The sequence below is a fragment of the Rhodovulum euryhalinum genome (genome assembly GCF_004342445.1).
Lineage (GTDB): Bacteria > Pseudomonadota > Alphaproteobacteria > Rhodobacterales > Rhodobacteraceae > Rhodovulum > Rhodovulum euryhalinum.
This window is the reverse complement of sequence record NZ_SLWW01000002.1, coordinates 77,211-97,734: the sequence shown is the minus strand read 5'-3', so window position 1 is coordinate 97,734 and position 20,524 is coordinate 77,211. Positions and strand designations below refer to the sequence as shown.

Genomic DNA, 20,524 nt, shown 5'->3' with positions numbered 1-20,524 from the left:
TCACCGTTCCTGGCGGCCGAACGGAAGGTCGAACGAGTAGTGCATGCTCTTCCGCCCTCCCTGCCCGGCGCCGGAAACCAGGAATTCCAACTTGGTGAACTGGTAGGGACCCAGTCCCGTTGACAGATAGTGCAGGCTTTGCATGCCCCTGAGCCACCCCGAAAATGCCATCAGTCCCAACAGCGACACCACAACCGCGACCTGCGGGCCATAGCGGAACAGAAGTCCCGGCCAGTCTGGCATATTCTGCCGCATATGGTGGACAATCGCCACGGCGAGAACGATCAGGTAGAGAAATGCGTTGAAAAGACACAGAAGGTAGAACCCCGCCGCGTTCCCGGCATCCTCGACCAGGATAACCGGCAGTATCGCCATCAGCGCCAGAACGACATAGGGAACAAGCACGCGGAAAGGCAGCCTTGCCTCTGCCGAGGCGCCCTTGGGCGTGATCCGGAAATCGACGAAACGGCCAGTCAGGCTGTCGCGCACCGCCATCACGCAGCCCCAAAGCACCCAGGGCCATTGCGCGCATTGGAACAGACCCTTTTCCCAGCTTATCACCCTGGCGTCGATGGGCCTGAACAACCCGTCGGCCCTCAGCTGGTAGGCGATCAGGATGAAGGCCAGCATCACCGGCAGGCTGTGCCCGACAAAGGCCGGATATGTGACATCGGCATAGCGTATGTCGAATAGGACTGCGGTCACCGGCACCAGCATCGTCGCCGCCATGAACAGGGCGAACGTCGGATACCAGAGCTGCGAGAAAAGGAACTGGAACTTGAGGATCGGCCGGAGCCCCGCGAAGTAGCGCGGCGTATAGCGCAGGAACAGGGTCACAAGGCTGCGCGACCACTGGAATTCCTGGGTCAGCATGTCGGCAAAGGTTACCGGCCCGTCGCCGATCGCGATCGCGTCGAAGGCGTGCACCCCCCGCCAGCCATGGGCGTTCATCATCATCGAGGTGGAATGATCCTCGGCAAGCTCCGGCCCGAGCCCGCCGATCTCGCGCAGCGCCGTCGTGCGCACCGCGTAATGCGAGCCGATGCACATCGGCGCCCAGCCATTGGAATAGCCCGCCTGCAGGATGCCGTGGAACATTCCCTCGTGGTCAAGCCGCATCCGCGCGGCCCAACTGTCCCGGGCGTTGCTGGCACAGATCGACGGCGCGCTGACATAGCCGACCTCCGGATCGACGAAGCCGCGCAGCACCTCGCGCAGATAGCCCGGTTGCGGCACGTGATCGGCATCAAGCTGCGAGACGAAGTCGTAACCGTCATAGCCGAAATGATCGTAGAAGAAGGCCAGGTTGCCTTCCTTGCACCGGGTCCGGCGGGGCCATTCGGCCCGGTGGTAGTCGGGCCGGTCCTTGCGGGTCGAGACCTTGACGCCGTGGGCGGCGCACCAGGCAAGCGTTTCGGGGGCGGGATTCTCGTCGGCAAGCCAGGTGTCGTGCGGCCAGTCCTGCGCCAGCATCCCCTCGAGCGTGCGGCGCACCACCTCGAACGGCTCCGACGGGCTTTTCGTGACGACCATCGCGACCCGCGCGCCCTGCATCCGGGACAGGTCGCCGGAGGGGCGGCAGGCCCGCAACATCACGGTCAGGAAATAGGCCTGAAGGAACATGATCCAGGCCACCGCCAGGGTGACGACCAGATAACGCAGTGTGCCGATATTGTGGTGCGGCTGGAACCACCAGGCCCAGAACCAGACCACGGTCGCCACCCACAGCAGCACCGACAACCGGTACCGCATCTTCATGCCCGGCGAGTAGACTGAAACCAGGTGGCGCGGGCGGCCGCGCGCGCGATATCCGTCAGGGAGTCGCGTCATCGCCGAGCTTCATCCCGAAGGCCCGCGCGGCATGGGCGACGATGGCGTCGAGGTCGCGGAAGCCGGCCGCGAATCCAAGGGCTTCTCGGGCGAAGGCGGGGTCCGCGACCAGCGCGGGCGGATCGCCTTCGCGCCGGTCCACCGCGTTCACCGGCACCGGTCGGCCCAGAACGCGCCCTACCGCATCCAGAACCTCGCGGTTCGAATGACCCGTGCCGGTCCCGAGATTGACCGAAAGGCTGCTGCCCCCCGCCTCGAGATGGCGCAGCGCGGCCAGGTGGCCCTCGGCCAGATCGCAGACATGGATGTAGTCGCGGATGCAGGTGCCGTCGGGCGTGGGATAGTCGGTGCCGAACAGGTCGAGCGCGGGCCGCCGTCCGTCCGCAGCGAAAAGCGCCAGCGGAACGAGATGCGTCTCGGGGTCGTGGCGTTCGCACAGCGTGCCATCGGGATCCGCGCCGCAGGCGTTGAAATAGCGCAGCGCCACATAGCGCAGCCCGTGCGCGCGGGCGAAATCGGCCAGCATCCATTCGCCGATCAGCTTGGTCCGGCCATAGGGGTTGATGGGGTTCTGCGGCGTATCCTCGGTGATCGGCAGCCGGTCGGGCACGCCGTAGGTGGCGCAGGACGAGCTGAAGATCACGCGCGCCAGCCCCGTCTCGCGGCAGGCGGTCAGCAGCCCCAGCATCCCGCCGACATTGTTCGAGTAGTAGAATTCCGGATCGCGGACCGAGTCGCCCACATAGGCCGCCGCGGCGAAGTGGATCACGGCGACGGGGGCGTGCGTACGGATCGCGTGGGCCACGGCCTCCCGGTCGCGGGTGTCCCCCTCGATAAGCGGGCCCCAGCGCACGGCGTCGGCATGGCCGGTGCTCAGATTGTCGTAGGCGACCGGCACATAGCCTGCCTCGGCCAGCCGCTTGCATGTGTGGCTGCCGATATAGCCGGCACCCCCGGTTACCAGAACCGCTTTCGACTGAGTCACGCCTGCACCTATTCCCCGGTCTGTCCCTGGTGGATGCGCTCGGCGAAATAGGCGATGGTCCGGTCAAGCCCCTCGCTCAACGGAACCTTCGGCGCCCATCCCAGCATCCGTCCCGCCAGCGAAATATCGGGCCGGCGCTGGCGGGGGTCGTCCTCGGGCAGCGGCCTGAAGCCGATGCGCGAGGGCGACCCCGTCTTGGCAAGAACAAGCTCGGCCAGTTCCAGCATGGTGAACTCGCCCGGATTGCCAAGATTGACGGGGCCATGCGCGGGCGCCGGCGCGGCCATCAGTCGGACCAGCCCCTCCACCATGTCGTCGACATAGCAGAAAGACCGGGTCTGTGCGCCGGTACCGTAGACGGTGAGCGGGGTGCCGGTCAGCGCCTGCACGATGAAGTTCGACACCACCCGGCCGTCATCGGGGCTCATCCGCGGGCCGTAGGTGTTGAAGATGCGGGCGATCCGGGCGTCCACGCCGTGTTGCTGGCGGTAGTGGAAGAACAGCGTTTCGGCCCCGCGCTTGCCCTCGTCATAGCATGCGCGCGGGCCCACCGGGTTGACGTTGCCCCAATACGCCTCGGGCTGTGGACTGAGCGAAGGATCGCCATACACCTCGGAGGTCGAGGACTGGACGATCCGCGCCCCATGGGCGCGTGCGAGGTCCAGCAGGTTCATCGCGCCAAGGACACTGGTCCGGAACGTGTGCAACGGGTCGATGGCGTATTTCGCCGGCGAGGCCGGACAGGCGAGGTTGAAGATCTCGGTCACCGGCTCGCCCGGATCGAAGGGCATCGCCACGTCGTGCTGGACAAAGCGGAACCCGTCGCGGCCGATCAGGTGGGCGATGTTGCCGATCGTCCCGGTCAGCAGGCTGTCGGCACAGATTACCCGCGCGCCGTCGCCAAGCAGCCTGTCGCAAAGATGAGAGCCGAGAAAGCCCGCCCCCCCGGTTACCAGAACAGATCGTCCAATCATCAAATAAGCTCCTCGGGCAATCGGAGCGGACTATGGCATCGCGAGTCGGCAAAGCCCAGCGAGACGCTTCGCCGCGCAGTCTTTTGCTTGCCGGGTCTTGCATTTGCGCACCAATGACCGGAAAGCCTTGAAATTGTATCCTTTTGATGATCAGCCCCGGGCGACGCGGACCAGGTGATTGTCCCATTGACAGGCATGCCGCCGCCGCCAGATCTCGCCCTGCGCGCCCGCCAGCGACACGATGCCGGTGCCCGCGGTGATCAGGAACCCCCGGCCCGCATCGCTGACGCCGCAGACATCCGGCCCCGCATGGCTGGCAAGGCAGGTCCCGGTCACGGTGTCGAACATCTGCACCAGCCCGCCGCGCGGCGAGGTGATGGCGACCTGTCCACTGGCGGGCGCCAGCGCGATGCTGCCCGCATAGCCCTGCATCCGCCGGTGATCCTCGTCCCCGGCGGCCAGCAGGCGGGGGGTGCCGCCCATCCGGTGCAGCCCCAGCAGCGGGGGATGCGCGGCCAGATCGCCCTCCCACTGCATCGCAAAGGCCACCAGCCCGTCGGGACCAACCGCGAGGTGCCGGATCGAGTTGCGATGCAGCGCGGGGTCCAGTTCCGTCTGGTCGACCGCCGTGCCGTCTAGCCGCAGATAGGTCAGGTTCGGGCGCATCGTGGAGAGGTTCAGCTTGGTCCGGCCCGCCTCGGGATGGGTCTCGATCCCGCCATTGGCCACCACAATCGTCTCGCCATCGGGCAGCAGGCGGGCGTCATGCGGTCCGACCCCGCCCGAGGAAAACTCGCCCAGCCGGGCATAGCCGCGGGCGGCGTCCCAGATGCCGATCACGCCGCGGGCCGCCTTGTAGTCGTTCTCGGGCGCGAACAGCAGCCCGCCATCGGCCGAGAACGCGCCGTGGCCGTAGAAATGCCGCCCCGGGGGGCTTTCCAGAACAGCCTTGCTTGCGCCGGTCACGCAGTCGATCACCACCGCAAAGGTGCCGGGGCGCCGGGCGAAGGCCACCGCCTCGGGGCGGGCCGGATGGGCGGCGGCCGCGTGGCCGCGGTCGGGCAGGGGCAGGCGGAACAGCTCGTCCCCGGTCTCGGTCAGGCCGAACAGCCAGTAGGACCGGTCGGGCAGGCGGGCCGCCGTCAGATAGGCCGGGTCGCCCGCATCGGCCCAGCCGGGTTTCGGAACCACCCCGGCGGCCAGAAGCCCCGCCAGGAATCCGCGGCGAGAGGTCATTGGTCAGTCTCCGTCCAGCGCGTTGAACCCCGCGGCAACGCCAAGGGTGGGGCCAAGGTCCTGCGCCACCACCCGGCGGATCGCGTCGACGGCCTGTTGCAGGATCTCGACCTGGAACCGGCCTTCGGGCGTTTCGACGCCTGCGAAGACCGGATCGTCCAGATCGCGGGCGATGGCGAAGGCCCGGCCATAGGCGGCGTCCAGCGCCGCGGCAGCCTCGGGGTGGCCTTCGGCCAGCATCAGCGCCAGGTCCCGCGTGCCGTCCAGCGACATCACCACGTGACGCAGCGACCGGCCCGACCGCCAGGCCTCGGCCCGCGTCGGGCGCGGTTTGTCGAAGGTACCCAGCGGGCGGCCCAGCCGCGTGTCCGAGGTGAACTGCAACCCGGTGGACACGGCCTTGAACAACTCCTGCGCGGCCTCGTCGGGGGTTCGGTAGGTATCGTTCCCGCCCGCGTCGCGCATCCTTTCGGCGTAATCGGCCCGCCAGTCCGTCAGAATGTCGGCGGCGATCCGGGCAATGTCACCCGCCATCGCCTGCACCAGCGCGCAGCGATAGGCCGCCGCGTCGTCCCCGGTGAAGGCGGGGTCGTAGATCAGGAACTCAAGCGCGTGGAACCCCCGTGCGGCGATCGATACGGTGGCGAACCCCTCTGCGGTTTCGACGACCGGATCGCGCGCCGCGATCAGGCCCGCCAGCGCCTTGGGCGTCGCGCCGCGGCTGTCGGGCCAGAAGGCCAGCGCGAAGGCCCGATCGCCCGTCTCGGTCGGGCCGAAGCGCAGGTGCGAGACGGCGATCCAGGCATCGAAGGCCGCGCCCCAGGCGGCGCGCAGCGCGGGGTCTTCGGGGGCGCAATGGTCGTCTGCCGTAGCGTCCAGCGTGGCCGATGCCTCGGCCAGCCGGGTGAACCCCGGCAGCACGTGGCCCTCGACGATGGCGGCGACCGGCGCCTCGGCGGCGGCTGTGCCAGCCCAGAGCGCGGCGACAAGGACAAGGGCGCGCCGCATCACAGGCTCTCGATGAAACGGATCAGCGCCGCGCGGTCCTCGGGCGGCATGTTGGCCACCGCGTCGCGGTGGGGCTCGGCCTCGCCGCCGTGCCACAGGATCGCCTCGAGGATCGACCGTGCCCGCCCGTCGTGCAGGAAATGGGTGTGGCCGCTGACCCGTTCCGTCAGCCCCAGACCCCACAGCGGCGCGGTGCGCCATTCCCGCCCCGTCGCCCGCGCCTCGGGCCGGTTGTCGGCCAGCCCCTCGCCCATGTCGTGCAGCAGCATGTCGGTATGGGGCCAGATCAGCTGAAAGCTTTGCGCCGGCCGGTCCTTGAGCCGGTGCGTGACGAAGGCGGGGCGATGGCACGACACGCAGCCGATGTCGTGGAACACCTGCTTGCCGTGCAGCACCTGCGGGTCGTCCACGTCGCGCCGCGCTGGAACGGCCAGGTTCTGGCTGTAGAACGCCACCAGGTCCAGCCCCTCGGCGTCGATCTCGGTGACGCGCTCGTCCCCGTCGCCATGCGGCGCGGCGCGGCAGTCGGCCTGCGCCTCGGTACATTCGCCGTGTCCCGCCGAGAACAGCGGGTTGGAAATGCCGATGTCGCCCGCAAAGGCGCCCGCCGACTGGTGTTTCACCGTCGGTGCGCCCGCCTTCAGGCCGAACCGGCCCAGCATCGGCTGGCCGTATTCCACCGACCAGACGATGTTCGGACGCCCGGAAATGCCGTCGCCGTCCGCGTCGTCGGGGTCGGCGAGCGCCAGGATGTCGGCGGCGGGCACGGCCTCCAGCAGCCCAAGCCCGATCATCTGCGGCGCGACCCGCGGGCTGAACATGGCGTCGGGGTGCAGCGGGCCATAGCCGAGGTCGGCAAGGCTGTAGGTGGGTCGCCGCAGATGCGCCACCTCGCCGCCCGACAGGGGCACCTCGATTTCCTCGTAGGCTATCCGCATCTGCGCCTCGGCGGGCAAGCCCGCCAGCGCGAAATCCTGGATCTGTTCGCCGTAGGTCGGCTCGGGGCGCGTGGCGATGTAGTCCTCGATGTCCTCAATTGCGTCCTCGGGCCCGCCGGGGATCGACACCCGCAGGAACATCGACACGGCGCTGTCCTCGGGCCCCTCGGGCGGGTGGCCGCGGCCGTCCTTGAGGTGGCAGCGCTGGCAGGACCGCGCATTGTACAGCGGCCCCAGCCCGTCCGAGGCCTGGGTCGAGGCCGGCGACGAGACCCAGACCTTGCGGAAGAGGCCATTGCCGACCTTGAAGGTCAGTTCGCCCTCGAAGCCGATATTGGCCGAAGGCTGGGAAAACGCGTCGGCATTCGCCCGCACCCGCACCGTGGCCGCGCCGCCGGGCAGCTCCTCGAACGGTGCGGGCGCGTCGAAGGATTTGGGCAGGGCCGTGGCCGCCGCGATGCGCACGGCTTCGTCGGGGGTGCGGGGGATGATTGTCAGGTGGGGTTCGTCGAGCGGCCCCGCCACAAGGGGCGAGGCCGCGAGGACGGCCAGCGCGATCGTGCTAGTCCGCTTCGTCCATCTTCGTGGCATTGAGCTGTGCATAATTCTCCGGTCCGATCCGTTCGAGCAGCCCGAGCTGGGTCTCGAGGAAGTCGATGTGGTGCTCTTCGTCGGCCAGAAGCTCGTCGAACAGCGCGCGGGTCACGTAGTCGCCGGCCTTGTCGCAGTATTCCCGCGCCTCCTTGTACATCGCGCGCGCCTCCTGCTCGGCGGCGAGGTCGCATTCCAGCGTTTCCTTGGGCGTCTGGCCGATCCTCAGCGAATCCAGCTTTTGCAGGTTCGGGTGGCCTTCCAAAAAAAGGATGCGGGCGATCAGCTTGTCTGCATGGCCCATCTCCTCGATGCTTTCCTCGCGGCTTTTCCTGGCCATGGCGCCAAGGCCCCAGTCGTCCTGCAGACGGTAGTGCAGCCAGTACTGGTTGATCGCGGTCAGTTCGCTGCGGAGGGCGCGGTTGAGGTAGTCGATGACCTGGGGGTCGCCTTTCATGTCTCTGTCTCCTTTTTGCGGGCGGTAACCTTAAGCGAGCATAGTTCCAACGGAACCTCAAGGTTAGGGTTCCCGCGCATCGTATCGAGAAACAGCGACAGGCACCCGCCGCAGTCGGAGGTCGTTCCCAGCGCGCGAAAGACCTTGCCGGGGGTGATGATCGTGTGCGGGTCGGATGCGCGCATCCAGTCGATCGCGGCGTGGATGTCCCGGTCGGTGATGGCGCGGCAGTGGCAGACGATCATGGTTCAGGCTCTCCGGTCGTTCGGGCCGGGGCCCGACCGGGGCCCCGGCGGTTGGCTTAGGCGGTCACTGGAACACGGCCCCGGGGTTGTCGAGGCTGTCGGATCCCTCGAACTCGATCTGATCAAGGCCGAGCGTGGCAACCACCCGCTCGATCGTGCGGGTCTGGTCGATCAGCGCGTCCACACCCCCCATGATCAGCGCCTCGCCGCCCGCGTTGCCGCGTTCCAGCATCCGGTCGTAGGCAAAGCCCGCCTCGGCGGCGGTCTTGATCCGGCCCAGCGCGATCAGAGTGTCGGCCAGCTTACCCTTCATCTCGGCGTCAAGCGCGGGATCGGTGGCGGCCACCAGGTCGGACAGCGACGGCCCGGCGACGATGCTGCCATCGGCGCGAACGTATTGCCCGACATAGACGTTCCGGATGCCCAGCCCGTCGTAGTAGTGGCTGTTGTGGGTGTTGTCCGAGAAGCAGTCGTGTTCCTCTTCGGGGTCGTTCAGCATCAGGCCCAGCCGCATCCGCTCGCCCGCCTGCTCGCCGTAGGACAGGCTGCCCATCCCGGTCAGGATCGCGGACAGCCCGGCATCGGGGTTGTCCATCAACGCGGTGCGGGCGGCGCCGCCTTCGGCCCATTGGGCGGCCATCCAGTCGAGGTCGCTGACCAGCAGATCGGTCGCGGCTTTCAGATAGGCGGCGCGGCGGTCGCAATTGCCATTGGTGCAGGCTTCGTCCTGGGCATAGTCGGTCCAGGGGCGGGCGCCGGCGCCGTGGCCGTGGCCGTGGCCGTTCAGGTCCTGTCCCCAGAGCAGGAACTCGATGGCGTGATAGCCGGTGGCGACGTTGGCCTCGATCCCGTCGGCCTCGTGCAGGGTGTCCGACAGCAGGGCGGGCGTGATCTCGGTCGCATCGACCGCTTGCCCAGAAAGGGAAAATTCCGGCGTGGCGATGACGTTGAGGGTGGCGAACCCGTTCTCGTCCGAAGGGCCGCCATAGCTGGAATCGACATAGTCGATCAGGCCCTCGTCCAGCGGCCAGGCGTTCACCTTGCCTTCCCAGTCGTCCACGACGGGGTTGCCAAAGCGGTAGACCTCGGTCTGCTGATAGGGCACGCGGGCGGCGAGCCAGGCAGAGCGCGCTGCCGTCAGCGCCTCGGCCGACGGCGTGGCGATCAGGGCCTCGACGGCGGCTTGCACCTGCCGTGCCAGCGCCAGGCTGTCGCCATAGCCTGCCTCGGCAATGTCCGCGTAAGTATCAAGAATGGCTGTATTTTCCGGTGCGTTCTCGGCCTTCGCGGCACCACCCAGCCCCACGATCAGGGCGAGCGCGCTCGCCGCTGCGAATTTCACTGTCATCTGCTCCCTTGCCCCCGTCGTTCGCGTTTCCCAAGGGCGCCGGGGTCCTGACGCCCGGATCAAACCTGAGTGATTCAGTCGGCCATGTCAATCCGACTTTTTTACTCAGAATAACTCCGGGCGCCCGGCATGCCGCTGTCGGAATTCCATCGGACTTTCATCGGACAAAATGCCGGACCCGCCGGGCGCCGGGGTCAGAGCGCGAGGCCGGTTTCGGCGTCGAACAGCTTGGCCTTGCCCATGTCCACCTCGAACCGGAAGGTTTTGCCGGGGGTGGCCACGTCCTCGGGGCGGACGCGGGCGATGAGATCCTGCCCGCCGATCTGGAACACCAGCATGGTGTCGGGGCCGGTGGGCTCGACCACCTCGACGGGGGCCTCGAACACGTGGCGGTTCGGGCCGGGCAGTTCGGACCCGGCGGCAAAGATCGTCTCGGGGCGCAGGCCCAGCACCACCTCGCGGCTGTCCGCCAGCGCGGCAGTGCCCGCCGCGCCCACCAGCGGGAACCGGACGCTTTCGCGCGCGCCGAGGGGCAGCACGAACACCCGGCCGTTTTCGTGGAACAGCCGCCCCCGGATCATGTTCATCGGCGGCGAGCCCATGAAGCCCGCCACGAACAGATCGACGGGATATTCGTAGATCGTCGCGGGGTCGGCGAACTGGCGGATGTGGCCGTTGTCCATCACCGCGATGCGGGTGGCGAGCGTCATCGCCTCGATCTGGTCGTGGGTGACGTAGACCACGGTCTTGCCCAGCCGCTGGTGCAGCTTCTTGATCTCGGTCCGCATCTCGATCCGTAGCTTGGCGTCGAGGTTCGAGAGCGGCTCGTCGAACAGGAACACCGCCGGTTGCCGGACCAATGCGCGGCCCATCGCCACCCGCTGCCGCTGGCCGCCCGAGAGCTGGCCGGGCTTGCGGTCGAGCAGGTGGTCGATCTGGAGAAGGCGCGAGAATTCCTCGACAGCCGCCTCTTGCGCATCGCGGGGCACGCGGCGGGTTTCCATCCCGAAGGTGATGTTCGCGCGCACCGTCTTGGTCGGGTAGAGCGCGTAGGACTGGAACACCATGGCGATGTCGCGGTCGCGCGGCGGCACGCGGTTGACGTTCTGCCCGCCGATCAGGATGTCGCCCGAACTGACGGTTTCGAGGCCCGCGATCAGGTTCAGCAGTGTGGATTTCCCGCAGCCCGAGGGGCCGACGAGGACCACGAATTCGCCGGGCTCGATGGTCAGGTCGATGCCCTTGATGACATCGGTCGCGCCGAAGCTCTTGCGGACCTTGTCCAGCCGGATGCCCGATGCCATGCCCTACCCCTTTACCGCCCCGGCCGAGAGGCCGCGCACGAAATACGCCCCGGCCACGACATAGACCAACAGCGTCGGCAGGCCCGCGATGATCGCCGCGGCCATGTCGACGTTGTATTCCTTCACCCCCGTCGAGGTGTTCACCACGTTGTTGAGCGCCACCGTCACCGGGTTGGAATCGCCCACGGTGAAGGCCACGCCGAAGAGGAAGTCGTTCCAGATCTGGGTGAACTGCCAGATCACGGTGACCACGATGGCGGGCAGCGACATCGGCAGCACGATGCGGAAGAAGATGCCGAAGAAGCCCGCGCCGTCGACCTTGGCCGCCTGCACGATGCCGTCGGGCACCCCGATGAAGAAGTTGCGGAAGAAAAGCGTGGTGAAGGCCAGGCCATAGACGGTGTGGACCAGGATCAGCCCCGGCACGGTGCCCGCCAGCCCCAGTTCGCCCAGCGTGCGCGCCATCGGCAGCAGCACCACCTGGAAAGGGATGAACGCGCCGAACAGCATCAGCGCGAAGATGATGTCGGCGCCGGGGAAGCGCCATTTGGTCAGGGCATAGCCGTTCAGCGCCCCCAGCGTGGTGGAGAGCAGAACGGCGGGAACCGCCATCATCACCGAGTTCATGAAATAGGGCTGCAACCCGTCGCAGCGCACGCCCACGCAGGCCGCGCCCCAGGCCTTGGCCCAGGCCTCGAAGCTAATGTCGCGAGGGAAGGCGAGAAAGCTGCCTTCGCGAATTTCCGCCAGCGATTTCACCGAGGTGGCGAGCATCACGAAGAGCGGGAACAGGTAGTAGAGGCAGAAGAGCCCGAGGATCGTGAACAGCAACCCGCGCAGCAGCCACGCGCCGGGACCGGACCGGTGGACGATACCCGAGGTGCGGCGCGCCCTCATCGCCGTGCCCCCCGAAGCTCGGAATAGAGATAGGGCACGATGATCGCGCAGATCGTGGCCAGCATCATCACCGCGCTGGCCGCGGCCATGCCCAGCTCCGACCGCTGGAAGGCGAAGGCATACATGAAGGTGGCGGGCATGTCGGTGGCATAGCCGGGGCCGCCCCCGGTCAGGGCCACGACCAGATCGAAGCTCTTGATCGCCAGATGCGCCAGGATGATTACGACCGACAGGAACACCGGCCGCATCGAGGGCAGCACGATCCGGGTATAGGTGCGCCAGGCGCCCGCGCCGTCGATGGCGGCGGCCTTGAGCACCTCGTCGTCGACGGACCTGAGGCCCGCCAGGAACAGCGCCATCGCATAGCCCGAGCTTTGCCAGACCCCGGCGATGACGATGGTGTAGATCGCGTAATCGGGGTTCACCAGCCAGTCGAAGGTGAAGTCGGGGAATCCCCAGTCACGCACCAGCTTTTCGATGCCGAGGCCGGGGTTGAGGATCCATTTCCACGCGGTGCCGGTAACGATGAAGGACAGCGCCATCGGATAAAGGTAGATGGTGCGGATCACGCCCTCGACCCGGATCCGCTGGTCGAGCAGAATGGCGAGGACGATGCCCAGCGCCATCGAGATACCGATGAAGAGCGACGAGAAGATGAACAGGTTCTTCAGCGCCACATACCAGCGGGGCGTCGTCCAGAGCCGTTCGTATTGGGCAAGCCCCGACAGGTCGTAGACCGGCATGACGCCGGATTTCGTGAAGGAAATCCAGACGGTCCAGGCGATGAAACCGTAGACGAAGAAGAGGCTCAGCGCAAAGAGCGGCGAGACCACGATCAGCGGCAGGCGGCGTTCGAAGCCGCGCGAGAGAGTGGTGAGGAATCCGGTGCCGGCCATTCTTGCGGGGTGGCCGGGGGCGGGTGGCCCCCGGCGCGTCCCTGTCACATCGCGCGTTTCACGGCGTCGGCAAGCCGCTGGGCGGCGTCCTCGGAGCTCATGTCCGAGTTGAAGAACTCGGTCACGAGGTCGAGGAATTCGCCGCGCACCGACCGCGAGATCGCCATCTCGTGCGCCATCGAGGGCACCAGCGTGTCCGCCTCGGTCGCCTTGAGCAGGTCGGCATGGGACAGCTTGGCGCAGTCGTCGAACTCGTCCAGCGGCACGTCGGTGCGCGCGGGGATCGAGCCCTTGGCGAGGTTGAAGGTCTTCTGGAACTCGGGCGACATGATCAGGCTGGCCAGCTTTTGCTGGCCTGCGATGTTGTCCTCGCCCGAGACCTTGAAGAAGGTGAAGCTGTCGGCGTTCAGCACGAAGCCGCCCCCGGGCGTCGGCGCACAGACGAAATCCTTGCCCGGCACCTTGCCCGCGGCCAGGAATTCGCCCTTGGCCCAGTCGCCCATGATCTGGAACGCGGCCTCGCCGTTCATCACCATCGCCGTGGCGAGGTTCCAGTCGCGGCCCGAGAAGTTGGCGTCGACATAGCCGCGCATCTTGCGCAACTGGTCGAAGGCCGCGACCATCGTGGGCGAGGTCAGCGCCTCGGGGTCGAGGTTCACCAGCGCGGCGCGATAGAATTCGGCCCCGCCGACGCCAAGGACCACGTTCTCGAAGATGGTGGCGTCCTGCCAGGGCTGGCCGCCATGGGCCAAGGGCGTGATGCCCGCCGCGATAAGCTTGTCGGCGGCGGCGTTGAACTCGTCCCAGGTGGTGGGCATGGTGTCGATGCCGGCCCGCGCCAGAACCTCGGGGTTGGCCCAGATCCAGTCGACGCGGTGGATGTTCACCGGCGCGGCGACGTAGCGGCCATCGGATTTCATGATCGCGGCCAGCACCGGCGGCAGCACGCCGTCCCAGCCTTCGGCCGCGGCGACGCCTTCGACATCGGCCAGCGCGCCCAGCTCGGCCCATTCCTGGATGCCGGGGCCTTTCAGTTGCACCGCGGTCGGCGGGTTGCCCGCCACGACACGCGCGCGCAGCGCCGTCATCGCCGCGTCGCCGCCGCCGCCCGCGATGGGCGAATCGATCCAGGTGCCGCCCGCGGCCTCGAAGCTTTGCTTCAACTCGCCGACCGCCTTGGCCTCGCCACCCGAGGTCCACCAGTGCAGCACCTCGACCGTGCCCTCGGCCCGGGCTGGCGCACCAAGGGCCAGACCGGCCGCCGCGACGAGCGGGGCGAATGTCATGTAACGGAACATTGGAACTCCTCCTCTGTTGGGCGCGGCTTCCCGGGCCGCATGCGATGCATCGCCCATCGTCCCCCTCCGGCGGGAGTTTCAGGGCGTTCCGTCGCCCGGTCAAGCTAGCATGCAGGGCACCGGCCGGTCTTGACCGCGGTCAACGGGCCCGCGCCGCCGGGCATGGGGCGGGGGTCCGCCGAGCGTTTCGATTGGCCGGGAATAGACGAGCGGGTCCGCCGTAGTCCCTGTGCTGCCGCTGATGGCAGCCAACCCAAGGGAGACGACCATGAAACGAATCGTATCCACGCTGGTCATGGCTCTGGCCGCCACCACAACGTTGTCGGGGCCGGTCGAGGCCGATGGTATCCGCGGCTATCTCGAGAACCTCGCCAGGGAATTCCGCGCGGGGGACCGCGACTGGCGCGAGCGCCAGACCGAGGTGCGCTTCGAGCGGCGGAGTCACCGCAACGATCGCGACGACGACGACCGCCGGCGGGGCTCTTCGAATTCGAACTCCAATTCGAACAGCAACTCCAACAGCAATTCGAGTTCGAACAGCAACTCCAACTCGAACAGCAACTCCAGTTCGAATTCGAGCTCCAACTCCAGTTCGAACAGCAGCTCGAACTCGAGTGACGACGACGATTGAGACCGGCCCGCCCGGCGGAAATCAGGAACGCCGGCCCTTTGGGGCCGGCGTTTTCGCATGGGGGCCGGAGACCCTTGGAAAGCCCGAAGGCGCGCGTCAGCGTTTCGCGCGCGCCTCGGTGCGGTACCAGCCGGGCGCGGCACGGGTGCTGCGCGTGACCTTGTCGCGTTGGGCGGCCTCGGCCCGGGTTTCGGCACGGATCTCGGCGCCGAGGGCGGCCGTGTCGCGGCGGAACGGGATCACCTGGATCAGCGGCGAGCCCTTTTCGATCACGTGCAGCCCGTCGGGGCCGGTGGGGACGAAGGGAAAATGCACCGGCGCCTGGTAGGTGTCGGTGTCGACCACGCCCGCCAGCACCTCGAACAGGCCGTTCGGCCGGTTCAGCGGATCGAGGAACAGGCAACTCCAGCCAGGGGGCGTCACGATGGTCCAGAAATTGTGGAACTTGCAGGCCGCGCGATCGCCCCAGGGATTGCCGCGCACCTGGTGGGCGCCGTGAAAGCTGACCATGGTGCGGTCGAAATCCCAGCCCGCCTCGACATCCCGCCCGCCATTCCGGACATCCAGCCGGACGGTCGCCGCCAGCGGGATGATCCAGCCCGCGGTCATCGCGTCGAGAAACGGCAGGCAACGCTTGACCGTCAGCCCGGTATCGGTGGGTGACACCTGCGCCTCGTCGACCGCGGGCAGGCGGCGGAACCAGTCGGGCGTGTAGGCCTTGGCCGGGACCGGGGGCGCGATCACCCCCTCGTCGGCCGGATCGCAGAGAAAGCGGATCGTCGGGGTGATCTTGCGCAAGAGGCTCATGTTCCTGTCCCTTCCCTTCAGGTCTTGTCGCCACACAGCGTGCCAAGGTTCAGCAGGCCCGCCCCGAACACCGCGTCATGGCCGAGCGGGCCCAGGTCGCGCGCGCGACGGCGCAACTCGTCGCCGACCTCGGCGGCGGTCAGGTCGGGCCGTGCCTCGCGCAGGATGGCCGCGGCGGCCGAGACGAAGGGCACGGCAAAGGAGGTGCCGGTTTTCCACCGCGCGCCCCTGACCGAGGCGGCGGTCCAGACATCGACGCCCGGGGCGGCCAGGTCGATATGCGCGCCCTGCACTGCCCGGCGGTAGACCCGACCCGCGCGGTCGACGGCGGTCACGGCGATCACCGGCTCGTAGGCGGCGGGATAGGCGGGCTGGGCGTTCGGCCCGCCATTGCCCGCGGCCGAGACCACGACGATGTCGTGTGTCCCGACCAGCTGGCCGATCGCCTCGGACAGCACGCCGTTGTCGGGGCCCGCGAGGCTGAGGTTGATCACCCGCACGCCCTGCCCGGCGAGAAAGCCCAGCGCCTCGACCAGGGTGAACACGTCGGCCCGCTCGTCTGCGCCCGCCCGGTGGAACGCGTCGACCGCGACCAGACGCGCCCCCGGCACCAGCCCGGGCGCGCGCGTCGCCGGATCGCCGACCAGCAGCGCCGCAACCGCGGTGCCGTGGACCGCGCGGGACGGATCGAAGCCTTCGGGCGAGAGGCGGTGCAGCTCGATCCGGGCGCCGTCGAAGGTTTCGTGCGCCTCGTTGATCCCGGTATCGATCATGCCGATCGGCACGCTGGCCCCGCAGGTGCCCTCGCGGACCGGCAGGCGCGGCCAGCCGATGGTCTGGCGCGCGGGGCAGTCGGCGCCGCGGCAATCCGTGGCAAAGCCCGCCTCGGCGCGGTAATAGTGGTTCAAGTCGGCATCCTGGCCCGACGTCAGCGCCCGCACCGCCGCCCGGGCATCGGCCAGCGCGATGCCCGGCGGCACGCGCAGGCGGCGCGGCGTGGCCGAGAGCCCGGGCACCGCCAGTTCCTCGATCACCGAAAAGCCCTGCGCGGTCAGCGCCGCCAGATCCTCGACCGTGAGCGAGAGCGCCACGATCTCGTCCGCGACGAAGGCCGGCGGCGGGGGGGCTGGTGTGGAGCGGCGCACCTGCCGGGGCTGTCCGAAGAGGTTGCGCAGGAAGTTGCCCCCGGATCCCGCCCGCGGCCCCGGCCCGCCCCCCGAGTCATCGTCCCGGCCGCGCGCGCCCGACGGCGCATCGTTATCATCATCATCATCGTCATCGTCGTCGTCCGCCCAAGCCACGCCCCAGGGCGCCAGCGGGTGCAGCGCCGCGGGCAGGATCAGCGCGGCCGACAGGGTCGCGACGAGAAGAAGCAATGCGAAGGGGCGCAAGCGCATCGGCGGGAATCCCTCGTGGTCGTCCGGTTTCGATGGGACTACGTTCCGGGATGGATATTATTCCGCGGAAGCGGATGAACAATGCAGGCAGGGGCATGGCGGATGCGTTCGAGACGGGCCTGATCGAGGCGCTTCCGGTGCTGCGCCGCTACGCGCTGTCGATGTGCCGCAAGCCGGATATCGCCGACGACTTGGTGCAGACCACGGTCGAGCGCGCCATCGCCGCGCGGACCCGGTTCGATCCGTCGATGCGGCTGGAACCCTGGCTGTTCCGCATCCTGCGCAATGCCTGGATCGACAGCGCGCGGCGGTCGGGCACGCGCGGGGTCGAGATCGACATCACCGATGCCCCCGAGGCCGCCGTCCATGACGGGGCCCGGGCCACCGAGGCGGCGCTGATGCTGCGCCAGACGCAGGCCGCGCTGGCCATGCTTCCGGCCGAGCAGCGCGAGGTGATCGTGCTCGTCTGTATCGAGGGGTTGAGCTATGCCGAGGCGGCCGAGGTGCTGGAGATCCCCAGGGGCACGGTGATGAGCCGCCTTGCCCGCGGCCGGGTCGCGCTGGCCGAGAAGATGGGAATAGAATGACGGATCGCACGTAGTCCCTGTCGACGGGGGCAGGAGTGGCACGGATGACAACGAACGATTTCAGCGACGAGACCCTGATGGCCTATGCCGACGGCGCGCTTGACCCGGCCGAGGCGGCGCGGGTCGGCGCGGCGGTGGCGGCCGATCCGGCCCTGGCCCGGCGGCTTGCGCTGTTTTCCGGCACGCGCGACGTCTTGGCACGCGCCGCGGCGGCGCGGCCCGAGGCGCCGGTGCCCGACGCGCTGATGGCGCGGGTGCGCGCGACGATCGAGGCCGGGCGGGCAGGGGCAGAGACCGATGCGACTGTCGTGCCGTTGCGCCGCCCGTCCGTCCCGCCCCGACCGTTTCGGCCAATGGCGATCGCGGCAGGCCTTGCGCTGGCTCTCGGGCTTGCGGGCGGTGTGCTGGTCGGGCTGTCGCTGGGGGATGGGGTGCCGGGGGGGCTGCGGATCGCCACGCTCGGGACAAGGGGACTGGCCGAGGCGCTGTCGGGCTTGCCCTCGGGCGCGCGGGCGGCGGTCGCGGATGGCGAGGTCGCGATCATCGCGTCCTTCCGCAACGCCGATGGCGAACTTTGCCGCGAGTTCGAGCTGGATGCCGCCGAACGCGCCACGGTGGTCTCGGTCGCCTGCCGCGAGGCTGCGGGCTGGCAGACCCGCTTTGCCGTGGTGGCGGGCGCGGTCGACACGGGCTATGCGCCGGCCTCATCCCTTGAGACGCTCGATTCCTATCTCGCGGCGATCGGCGCCGGTGCACCGCTGGCCCCATTGGACGAGGCCGCGGCGCTTTCCGCCGCCGGCGAGTAGAGGCGGCGGCGCCCCTTGCCGCGGCGCGGGGGTGTGCTGTCGCGATCCGGGCGCCGTGGCGGGTCTAGTGTCAGGCCACCATGGGCCGCACGGCGAAGTCACCGGCGGTGTCGGACCGGTAGCGGAAGCGGGACACCAGTTCGCGCAGCGTTTGGCCCTCGAGTTGCAGCGTGTCGCTGGCCGCGGTCGTTTCCTCGAACATCGCGGCGTTCTGCTGGGTCACCTGGTCAAGCTGGCCGACGGCGATATTGATCTCGCCCACGCCCACCGCCTGCTCGCCGGCCAGCGTGGCGATCTGGCTGACCTTGGCGGTCACCGCTTCGACCGCGCGCACGATCTCGTTCAGGGCCTGCCCGGTCTGGTCGACCAGCCCCACGCCCTGTTTGACCTTGTCGCCCGATGACGCGATCAGCAGCCCGATCTCTTGCGCGGCGTCGGTGGTGCGCTGCGCCAGGGCCCGCACTTCCGACGCGACGACCGCGAAGCCGCGGCCGGCCTCGCCCGCGCGCGCGGCCTCGACGCCCGCATTCAGGGCAAGCAGGTTGGTCTGGAACGAGATGTCGTCGATGACATGGATGATCCGCGAGATCTCGTCGGCCGAGCTGTTGATCTCGGTCATCGCGACGACGGTGTCGGCGACGATGTGGGCGCCAGTCCGCGCCTTGCCGATGGTCTCGCTGCCGATTTCGTCGGCGTCGCGCGCGCCGGTGGCGGTGGCGTGAACCGATGATGTCAGGTCGTGCAGCGCGGCCGCGGTTTCCTCCAGCGTGGCGGCCGAATTCTCGGTGCGCTGTGACAGGTCATGGGCGGCGACGTTGATGGACCGGGCCCGTTCGTCGATCCTGGTGGCGGCGTCGGAAATGGCGCACAGCACCTCGCCAAGACTGCGGACCGTTTCGTTGTAGTCGTCGCGCAGTCCGTTGTAGTGCGCGCCGAGGTTCTGGTCGATCCTGCCGGTCAGGTCGCCTTGGGCCATCTGTCGAAGGCCGTCACCCAGAACCTCGACCACCGCCTTCTGATGCGCCGCATTCTGGTTTGCATCCTCTTCGCGCCGTTTGAATTCGGCAATGACCTTGTCGCGGAAGGTGACGAGCCCGTCCTGCAGCTTGCCGACCTCGCCGCCCTGCCGCGTTCTGCGCGAAAACCGCACGTCGAGTTCGCCATCGGCCAGACGTCCCATCTTTTCGACCAGATCGGTCAGCGTTCCGGCAAGGCGCGTGCCGAAGATGACCGCGGCGGTGAGGCCAGCGATCAGGGCGGCCGCCGCGGCGCCGAACGCGATCAGCCGCATCTGCCCCGCGATCGCAAGGTAGGCCGAACGCGGCACCATAACATGCAGCAGGGCCACGGTTGTCCCCGCGAAATCCGTCACCGGGAACGCCGCGCTCGCGTAACTGGTTCCCCCGACCTCGCGCGAGACCATGCCGATCCCGGTATCGCCAGCCGCGAGGATCGCTTGCGACTCGAGCGCGGGGTCGCCCTCGAAGCTTGCGGCGCTGCGTGTGACCGCGGAATCCTCTGACGAGAAGTTGTCTATGCTCTTGTCGGGCAGCACGTAGAACTCGATCAGCGCGTCGGACTCGGCGACCAGATCCCGAATGAAGGCCGCGTCGAGGTCGAGCCCGATCTCGACCGTTCCCAGATGACGCCCCTGATGGGCCACCGGGCTGATCCCGCGGATCCCCAGCCCGCCCCGCCCGCGTTCAAGCCCGGCAATCGGCGCCTTGCGCGCGTTGGCCTCGATCACCGTCTGGCGGAACCCCGACAGATCATCGCCGAACTGGTCGGGCTTGTGCACCCGGAAGAACGAGGTCGCGGGCGGTTCGTGGAACTGGAACTGCCGGATGCCGTACTCGCTGCGCATCCGGGCAAAGCCGGGCACGAACAACTCGTGCAGTGTCGCGCGGTCTCCGCTGGCCATCGCCTGCTGGACGGCGGGCATCTCGGCGATCAGCGAAGCCGTCGTCAACGCCCCCTGCAGCCTGGATTCCAGTGCCGCGTGGAATCGCTTGTCGAGATGTTCAAGTTCCCGCTCGGTGCCCTTTTCGATCAGCCCCTGCATGCCGATCAGCATGGGGACGAGAACCAGCAAGGCCGACATGACCACGGATAACGTGATCGCCAGAACGATCTTCGTGCGAAGCTTCATTTGATCACTCGCAAGCAACGGATTTTCCGGCAGAGCTTCGGCGCAACGCGTTAAGTTTGCGTTTCCGTCGGGCAACGTGCCGCCGAGATCGCCCGGTTGCGGCGCGTGCCAGCCGAAAGGCCCCTGCCTTTCGGCCATGC

Annotated in this window: 19 protein-coding genes; 3 read left to right on the top strand and 16 right to left on the bottom strand. The window is 68.2% G+C overall.

From position 1 onward, the window contains the following. The 13 genes from EV655_RS02730 to EV655_RS02670 form a co-directional block, all read right to left on the bottom strand. Nucleotides 1-1,830: a glycosyltransferase family 2 protein gene (locus EV655_RS02730; RefSeq protein ID WP_132541460.1), complete on the bottom strand. Its 1,830-nt coding sequence runs from the start codon at nucleotides 1,828-1,830 to the stop codon at nucleotides 1-3. Further along, nucleotides 1,814-2,815, bottom strand: coding sequence for a UDP-glucose 4-epimerase GalE (galE, locus tag EV655_RS02725; protein WP_132541457.1), 1,002 nt, complete (start codon nucleotides 2,813-2,815; stop codon nucleotides 1,814-1,816). The genes EV655_RS02730 and galE overlap by 17 nt, the downstream gene beginning before the upstream one ends. 8 nt (nucleotides 2,816-2,823) lie before the next feature. Further along, nucleotides 2,824-3,789: a UDP-glucuronic acid decarboxylase family protein gene (locus EV655_RS02720; protein ID WP_132541454.1), complete on the bottom strand. Its 966-nt coding sequence runs from the start codon at nucleotides 3,787-3,789 to the stop codon at nucleotides 2,824-2,826. A gap of 150 nt (nucleotides 3,790-3,939) precedes the next feature. After that, complete coding sequence (locus tag EV655_RS02715) at nucleotides 3,940-5,025, bottom strand: DUF1513 domain-containing protein (protein ID WP_132541451.1); 1,086 nt, start codon at nucleotides 5,023-5,025, stop codon at nucleotides 3,940-3,942. Nucleotides 5,026-5,028: 3 nt separating this feature from the next. Beyond that, nucleotides 5,029-6,033, bottom strand: a complete 1,005-nt coding sequence (locus EV655_RS02710) for an imelysin family protein (RefSeq protein ID WP_132541448.1) — start codon at nucleotides 6,031-6,033, stop codon at nucleotides 5,029-5,031. Then, nucleotides 6,033-7,562: a di-heme oxidoreductase family protein gene (locus EV655_RS02705; protein WP_243644968.1), complete on the bottom strand. Its 1,530-nt coding sequence runs from the start codon at nucleotides 7,560-7,562 to the stop codon at nucleotides 6,033-6,035. Before EV655_RS02705 ends, EV655_RS02710 begins: the two co-directional genes overlap by 1 nt. Next, nucleotides 7,534-8,019 carry a bacterioferritin gene (gene bfr, locus EV655_RS02700; RefSeq protein ID WP_132541445.1) on the bottom strand — a complete coding sequence of 162 codons (486 nt, stop codon included), beginning with the start codon at nucleotides 8,017-8,019 and terminating at the stop codon, nucleotides 7,534-7,536. Before bfr ends, EV655_RS02705 begins: the two co-directional genes overlap by 29 nt. Next, nucleotides 8,016-8,264 carry a (2Fe-2S)-binding protein gene (locus EV655_RS02695; RefSeq protein WP_132541442.1) on the bottom strand — a complete coding sequence of 83 codons (249 nt, stop codon included), beginning with the start codon at nucleotides 8,262-8,264 and terminating at the stop codon, nucleotides 8,016-8,018. Before EV655_RS02695 ends, bfr begins: the two co-directional genes overlap by 4 nt. 64 nt (nucleotides 8,265-8,328) lie before the next feature. After that, nucleotides 8,329-9,612, bottom strand: coding sequence for an imelysin family protein (locus tag EV655_RS02690; RefSeq protein WP_132541439.1), 1,284 nt, complete (start codon nucleotides 9,610-9,612; stop codon nucleotides 8,329-8,331). A gap of 194 nt (nucleotides 9,613-9,806) precedes the next feature. Then, nucleotides 9,807-10,916 (bottom strand): ABC transporter ATP-binding protein, encoded by a 1,110-nt coding sequence (locus EV655_RS02685; RefSeq protein ID WP_132541436.1) that lies wholly within the window; start codon nucleotides 10,914-10,916, stop codon nucleotides 9,807-9,809. A 3-nt stretch (nucleotides 10,917-10,919) separates the two neighbouring features. After that, nucleotides 10,920-11,813: a carbohydrate ABC transporter permease gene (locus tag EV655_RS02680; protein ID WP_132541433.1), complete on the bottom strand. Its 894-nt coding sequence runs from the start codon at nucleotides 11,811-11,813 to the stop codon at nucleotides 10,920-10,922. Further along, entirely contained in the window at nucleotides 11,810-12,709 is a 900-nt protein-coding gene (locus tag EV655_RS02675) for a carbohydrate ABC transporter permease (protein ID WP_132541430.1), read from the bottom strand. The genes EV655_RS02680 and EV655_RS02675 overlap by 4 nt, the downstream gene beginning before the upstream one ends. Before the next feature lie 44 nt (nucleotides 12,710-12,753). Continuing rightward, a complete protein-coding gene (locus EV655_RS02670; RefSeq protein ID WP_243644967.1) occupies nucleotides 12,754-14,007 on the bottom strand; it encodes an ABC transporter substrate-binding protein in 1,254 nt (417 codons plus the stop codon). A gap of 268 nt (nucleotides 14,008-14,275) precedes the next feature. Between EV655_RS02670 and EV655_RS18790 the strand changes: the two genes are divergently transcribed. Then, the gene (locus tag EV655_RS18790) at nucleotides 14,276-14,638 is read left to right on the top strand and encodes a hypothetical protein (protein ID WP_207901927.1); all 363 of its coding nucleotides are present in this window, start codon (nucleotides 14,276-14,278) and stop codon (nucleotides 14,636-14,638) included. Nucleotides 14,639-14,734: 96 nt separating this feature from the next. Here EV655_RS18790 and EV655_RS02660 read toward each other — a convergent pair whose 3' ends face one another. Both EV655_RS02660 and EV655_RS02655 read right to left on the bottom strand, forming a co-directional pair. Then, nucleotides 14,735-15,445 carry a DUF6065 family protein gene (locus EV655_RS02660; RefSeq protein WP_132541427.1) on the bottom strand — a complete coding sequence of 237 codons (711 nt, stop codon included), beginning with the start codon at nucleotides 15,443-15,445 and terminating at the stop codon, nucleotides 14,735-14,737. A gap of 17 nt (nucleotides 15,446-15,462) precedes the next feature. Continuing rightward, nucleotides 15,463-16,842: a S8 family serine peptidase gene (locus EV655_RS02655; protein WP_132541425.1), complete on the bottom strand. Its 1,380-nt coding sequence runs from the start codon at nucleotides 16,840-16,842 to the stop codon at nucleotides 15,463-15,465. Nucleotides 16,843-16,937: 95 nt separating this feature from the next. On the opposite strand from EV655_RS02655, the gene EV655_RS02650 reads away from it, so the two are divergent. Continuing rightward, nucleotides 16,938-17,429, top strand: coding sequence for an RNA polymerase sigma factor (locus tag EV655_RS02650; RefSeq protein ID WP_132541422.1), 492 nt, complete (start codon nucleotides 16,938-16,940; stop codon nucleotides 17,427-17,429). A gap of 44 nt (nucleotides 17,430-17,473) precedes the next feature. Next, nucleotides 17,474-18,235: a hypothetical protein gene (locus tag EV655_RS02645; protein WP_132541420.1), complete on the top strand. Its 762-nt coding sequence runs from the start codon at nucleotides 17,474-17,476 to the stop codon at nucleotides 18,233-18,235. Nucleotides 18,236-18,305: 70 nt separating this feature from the next. Here EV655_RS02645 and EV655_RS02640 read toward each other — a convergent pair whose 3' ends face one another. Continuing rightward, nucleotides 18,306-20,384, bottom strand: a complete 2,079-nt coding sequence (locus tag EV655_RS02640; RefSeq protein WP_165905247.1) for a methyl-accepting chemotaxis protein — start codon at nucleotides 20,382-20,384, stop codon at nucleotides 18,306-18,308. Nucleotides 20,385-20,524 lie beyond the last annotated feature (140 nt).

What these genes read in the sequence shown, in the direction of transcription:
- EV655_RS02645 (WP_132541420.1), top strand. Translation starts at nt 17,474, where the DNA reads ATGACAACGAACGATTTCAGCGACGAGACCCTGATGGCCTATGCCGAC.
- EV655_RS02675 (WP_132541430.1), bottom strand. Translation starts at nt 12,709, where the DNA reads ATGGCCGGCACCGGATTCCTCACCACTCTCTCGCGCGGCTTCGAACGC.
- EV655_RS02650 (WP_132541422.1), top strand. Translation starts at nt 16,938, where the DNA reads ATGGCGGATGCGTTCGAGACGGGCCTGATCGAGGCGCTTCCGGTGCTG.
- EV655_RS02670 (WP_243644967.1), bottom strand. Translation starts at nt 14,007, where the DNA reads ATGTTCCGTTACATGACATTCGCCCCGCTCGTCGCGGCGGCCGGTCTG.
- EV655_RS02720 (WP_132541454.1), bottom strand. Translation starts at nt 3,789, where the DNA reads ATGATTGGACGATCTGTTCTGGTAACCGGGGGGGCGGGCTTTCTCGGC.
- EV655_RS02695 (WP_132541442.1), bottom strand. Translation starts at nt 8,264, where the DNA reads ATGATCGTCTGCCACTGCCGCGCCATCACCGACCGGGACATCCACGCC.
- EV655_RS18790 (WP_207901927.1), top strand. Translation starts at nt 14,276, where the DNA reads ATGAAACGAATCGTATCCACGCTGGTCATGGCTCTGGCCGCCACCACA.
- EV655_RS02690 (WP_132541439.1), bottom strand. Translation starts at nt 9,612, where the DNA reads ATGACAGTGAAATTCGCAGCGGCGAGCGCGCTCGCCCTGATCGTGGGG.
- EV655_RS02705 (WP_243644968.1), bottom strand. Translation starts at nt 7,562, where the DNA reads ATGCCACGAAGATGGACGAAGCGGACTAGCACGATCGCGCTGGCCGTC.
- EV655_RS02655 (WP_132541425.1), bottom strand. Translation starts at nt 16,842, where the DNA reads ATGCGCTTGCGCCCCTTCGCATTGCTTCTTCTCGTCGCGACCCTGTCG.
- EV655_RS02685 (WP_132541436.1), bottom strand. Translation starts at nt 10,916, where the DNA reads ATGGCATCGGGCATCCGGCTGGACAAGGTCCGCAAGAGCTTCGGCGCG.
- EV655_RS02730 (WP_132541460.1), bottom strand. Translation starts at nt 1,830, where the DNA reads ATGACGCGACTCCCTGACGGATATCGCGCGCGCGGCCGCCCGCGCCAC.
- EV655_RS02710 (WP_132541448.1), bottom strand. Translation starts at nt 6,033, where the DNA reads ATGCGGCGCGCCCTTGTCCTTGTCGCCGCGCTCTGGGCTGGCACAGCC.
- EV655_RS02640 (WP_165905247.1), bottom strand. Translation starts at nt 20,384, where the DNA reads ATGAAGCTTCGCACGAAGATCGTTCTGGCGATCACGTTATCCGTGGTC.
- EV655_RS02660 (WP_132541427.1), bottom strand. Translation starts at nt 15,445, where the DNA reads ATGAGCCTCTTGCGCAAGATCACCCCGACGATCCGCTTTCTCTGCGAT.
- bfr (WP_132541445.1), bottom strand. Translation starts at nt 8,019, where the DNA reads ATGAAAGGCGACCCCCAGGTCATCGACTACCTCAACCGCGCCCTCCGC.
- EV655_RS02680 (WP_132541433.1), bottom strand. Translation starts at nt 11,813, where the DNA reads ATGAGGGCGCGCCGCACCTCGGGTATCGTCCACCGGTCCGGTCCCGGC.
- EV655_RS02715 (WP_132541451.1), bottom strand. Translation starts at nt 5,025, where the DNA reads ATGACCTCTCGCCGCGGATTCCTGGCGGGGCTTCTGGCCGCCGGGGTG.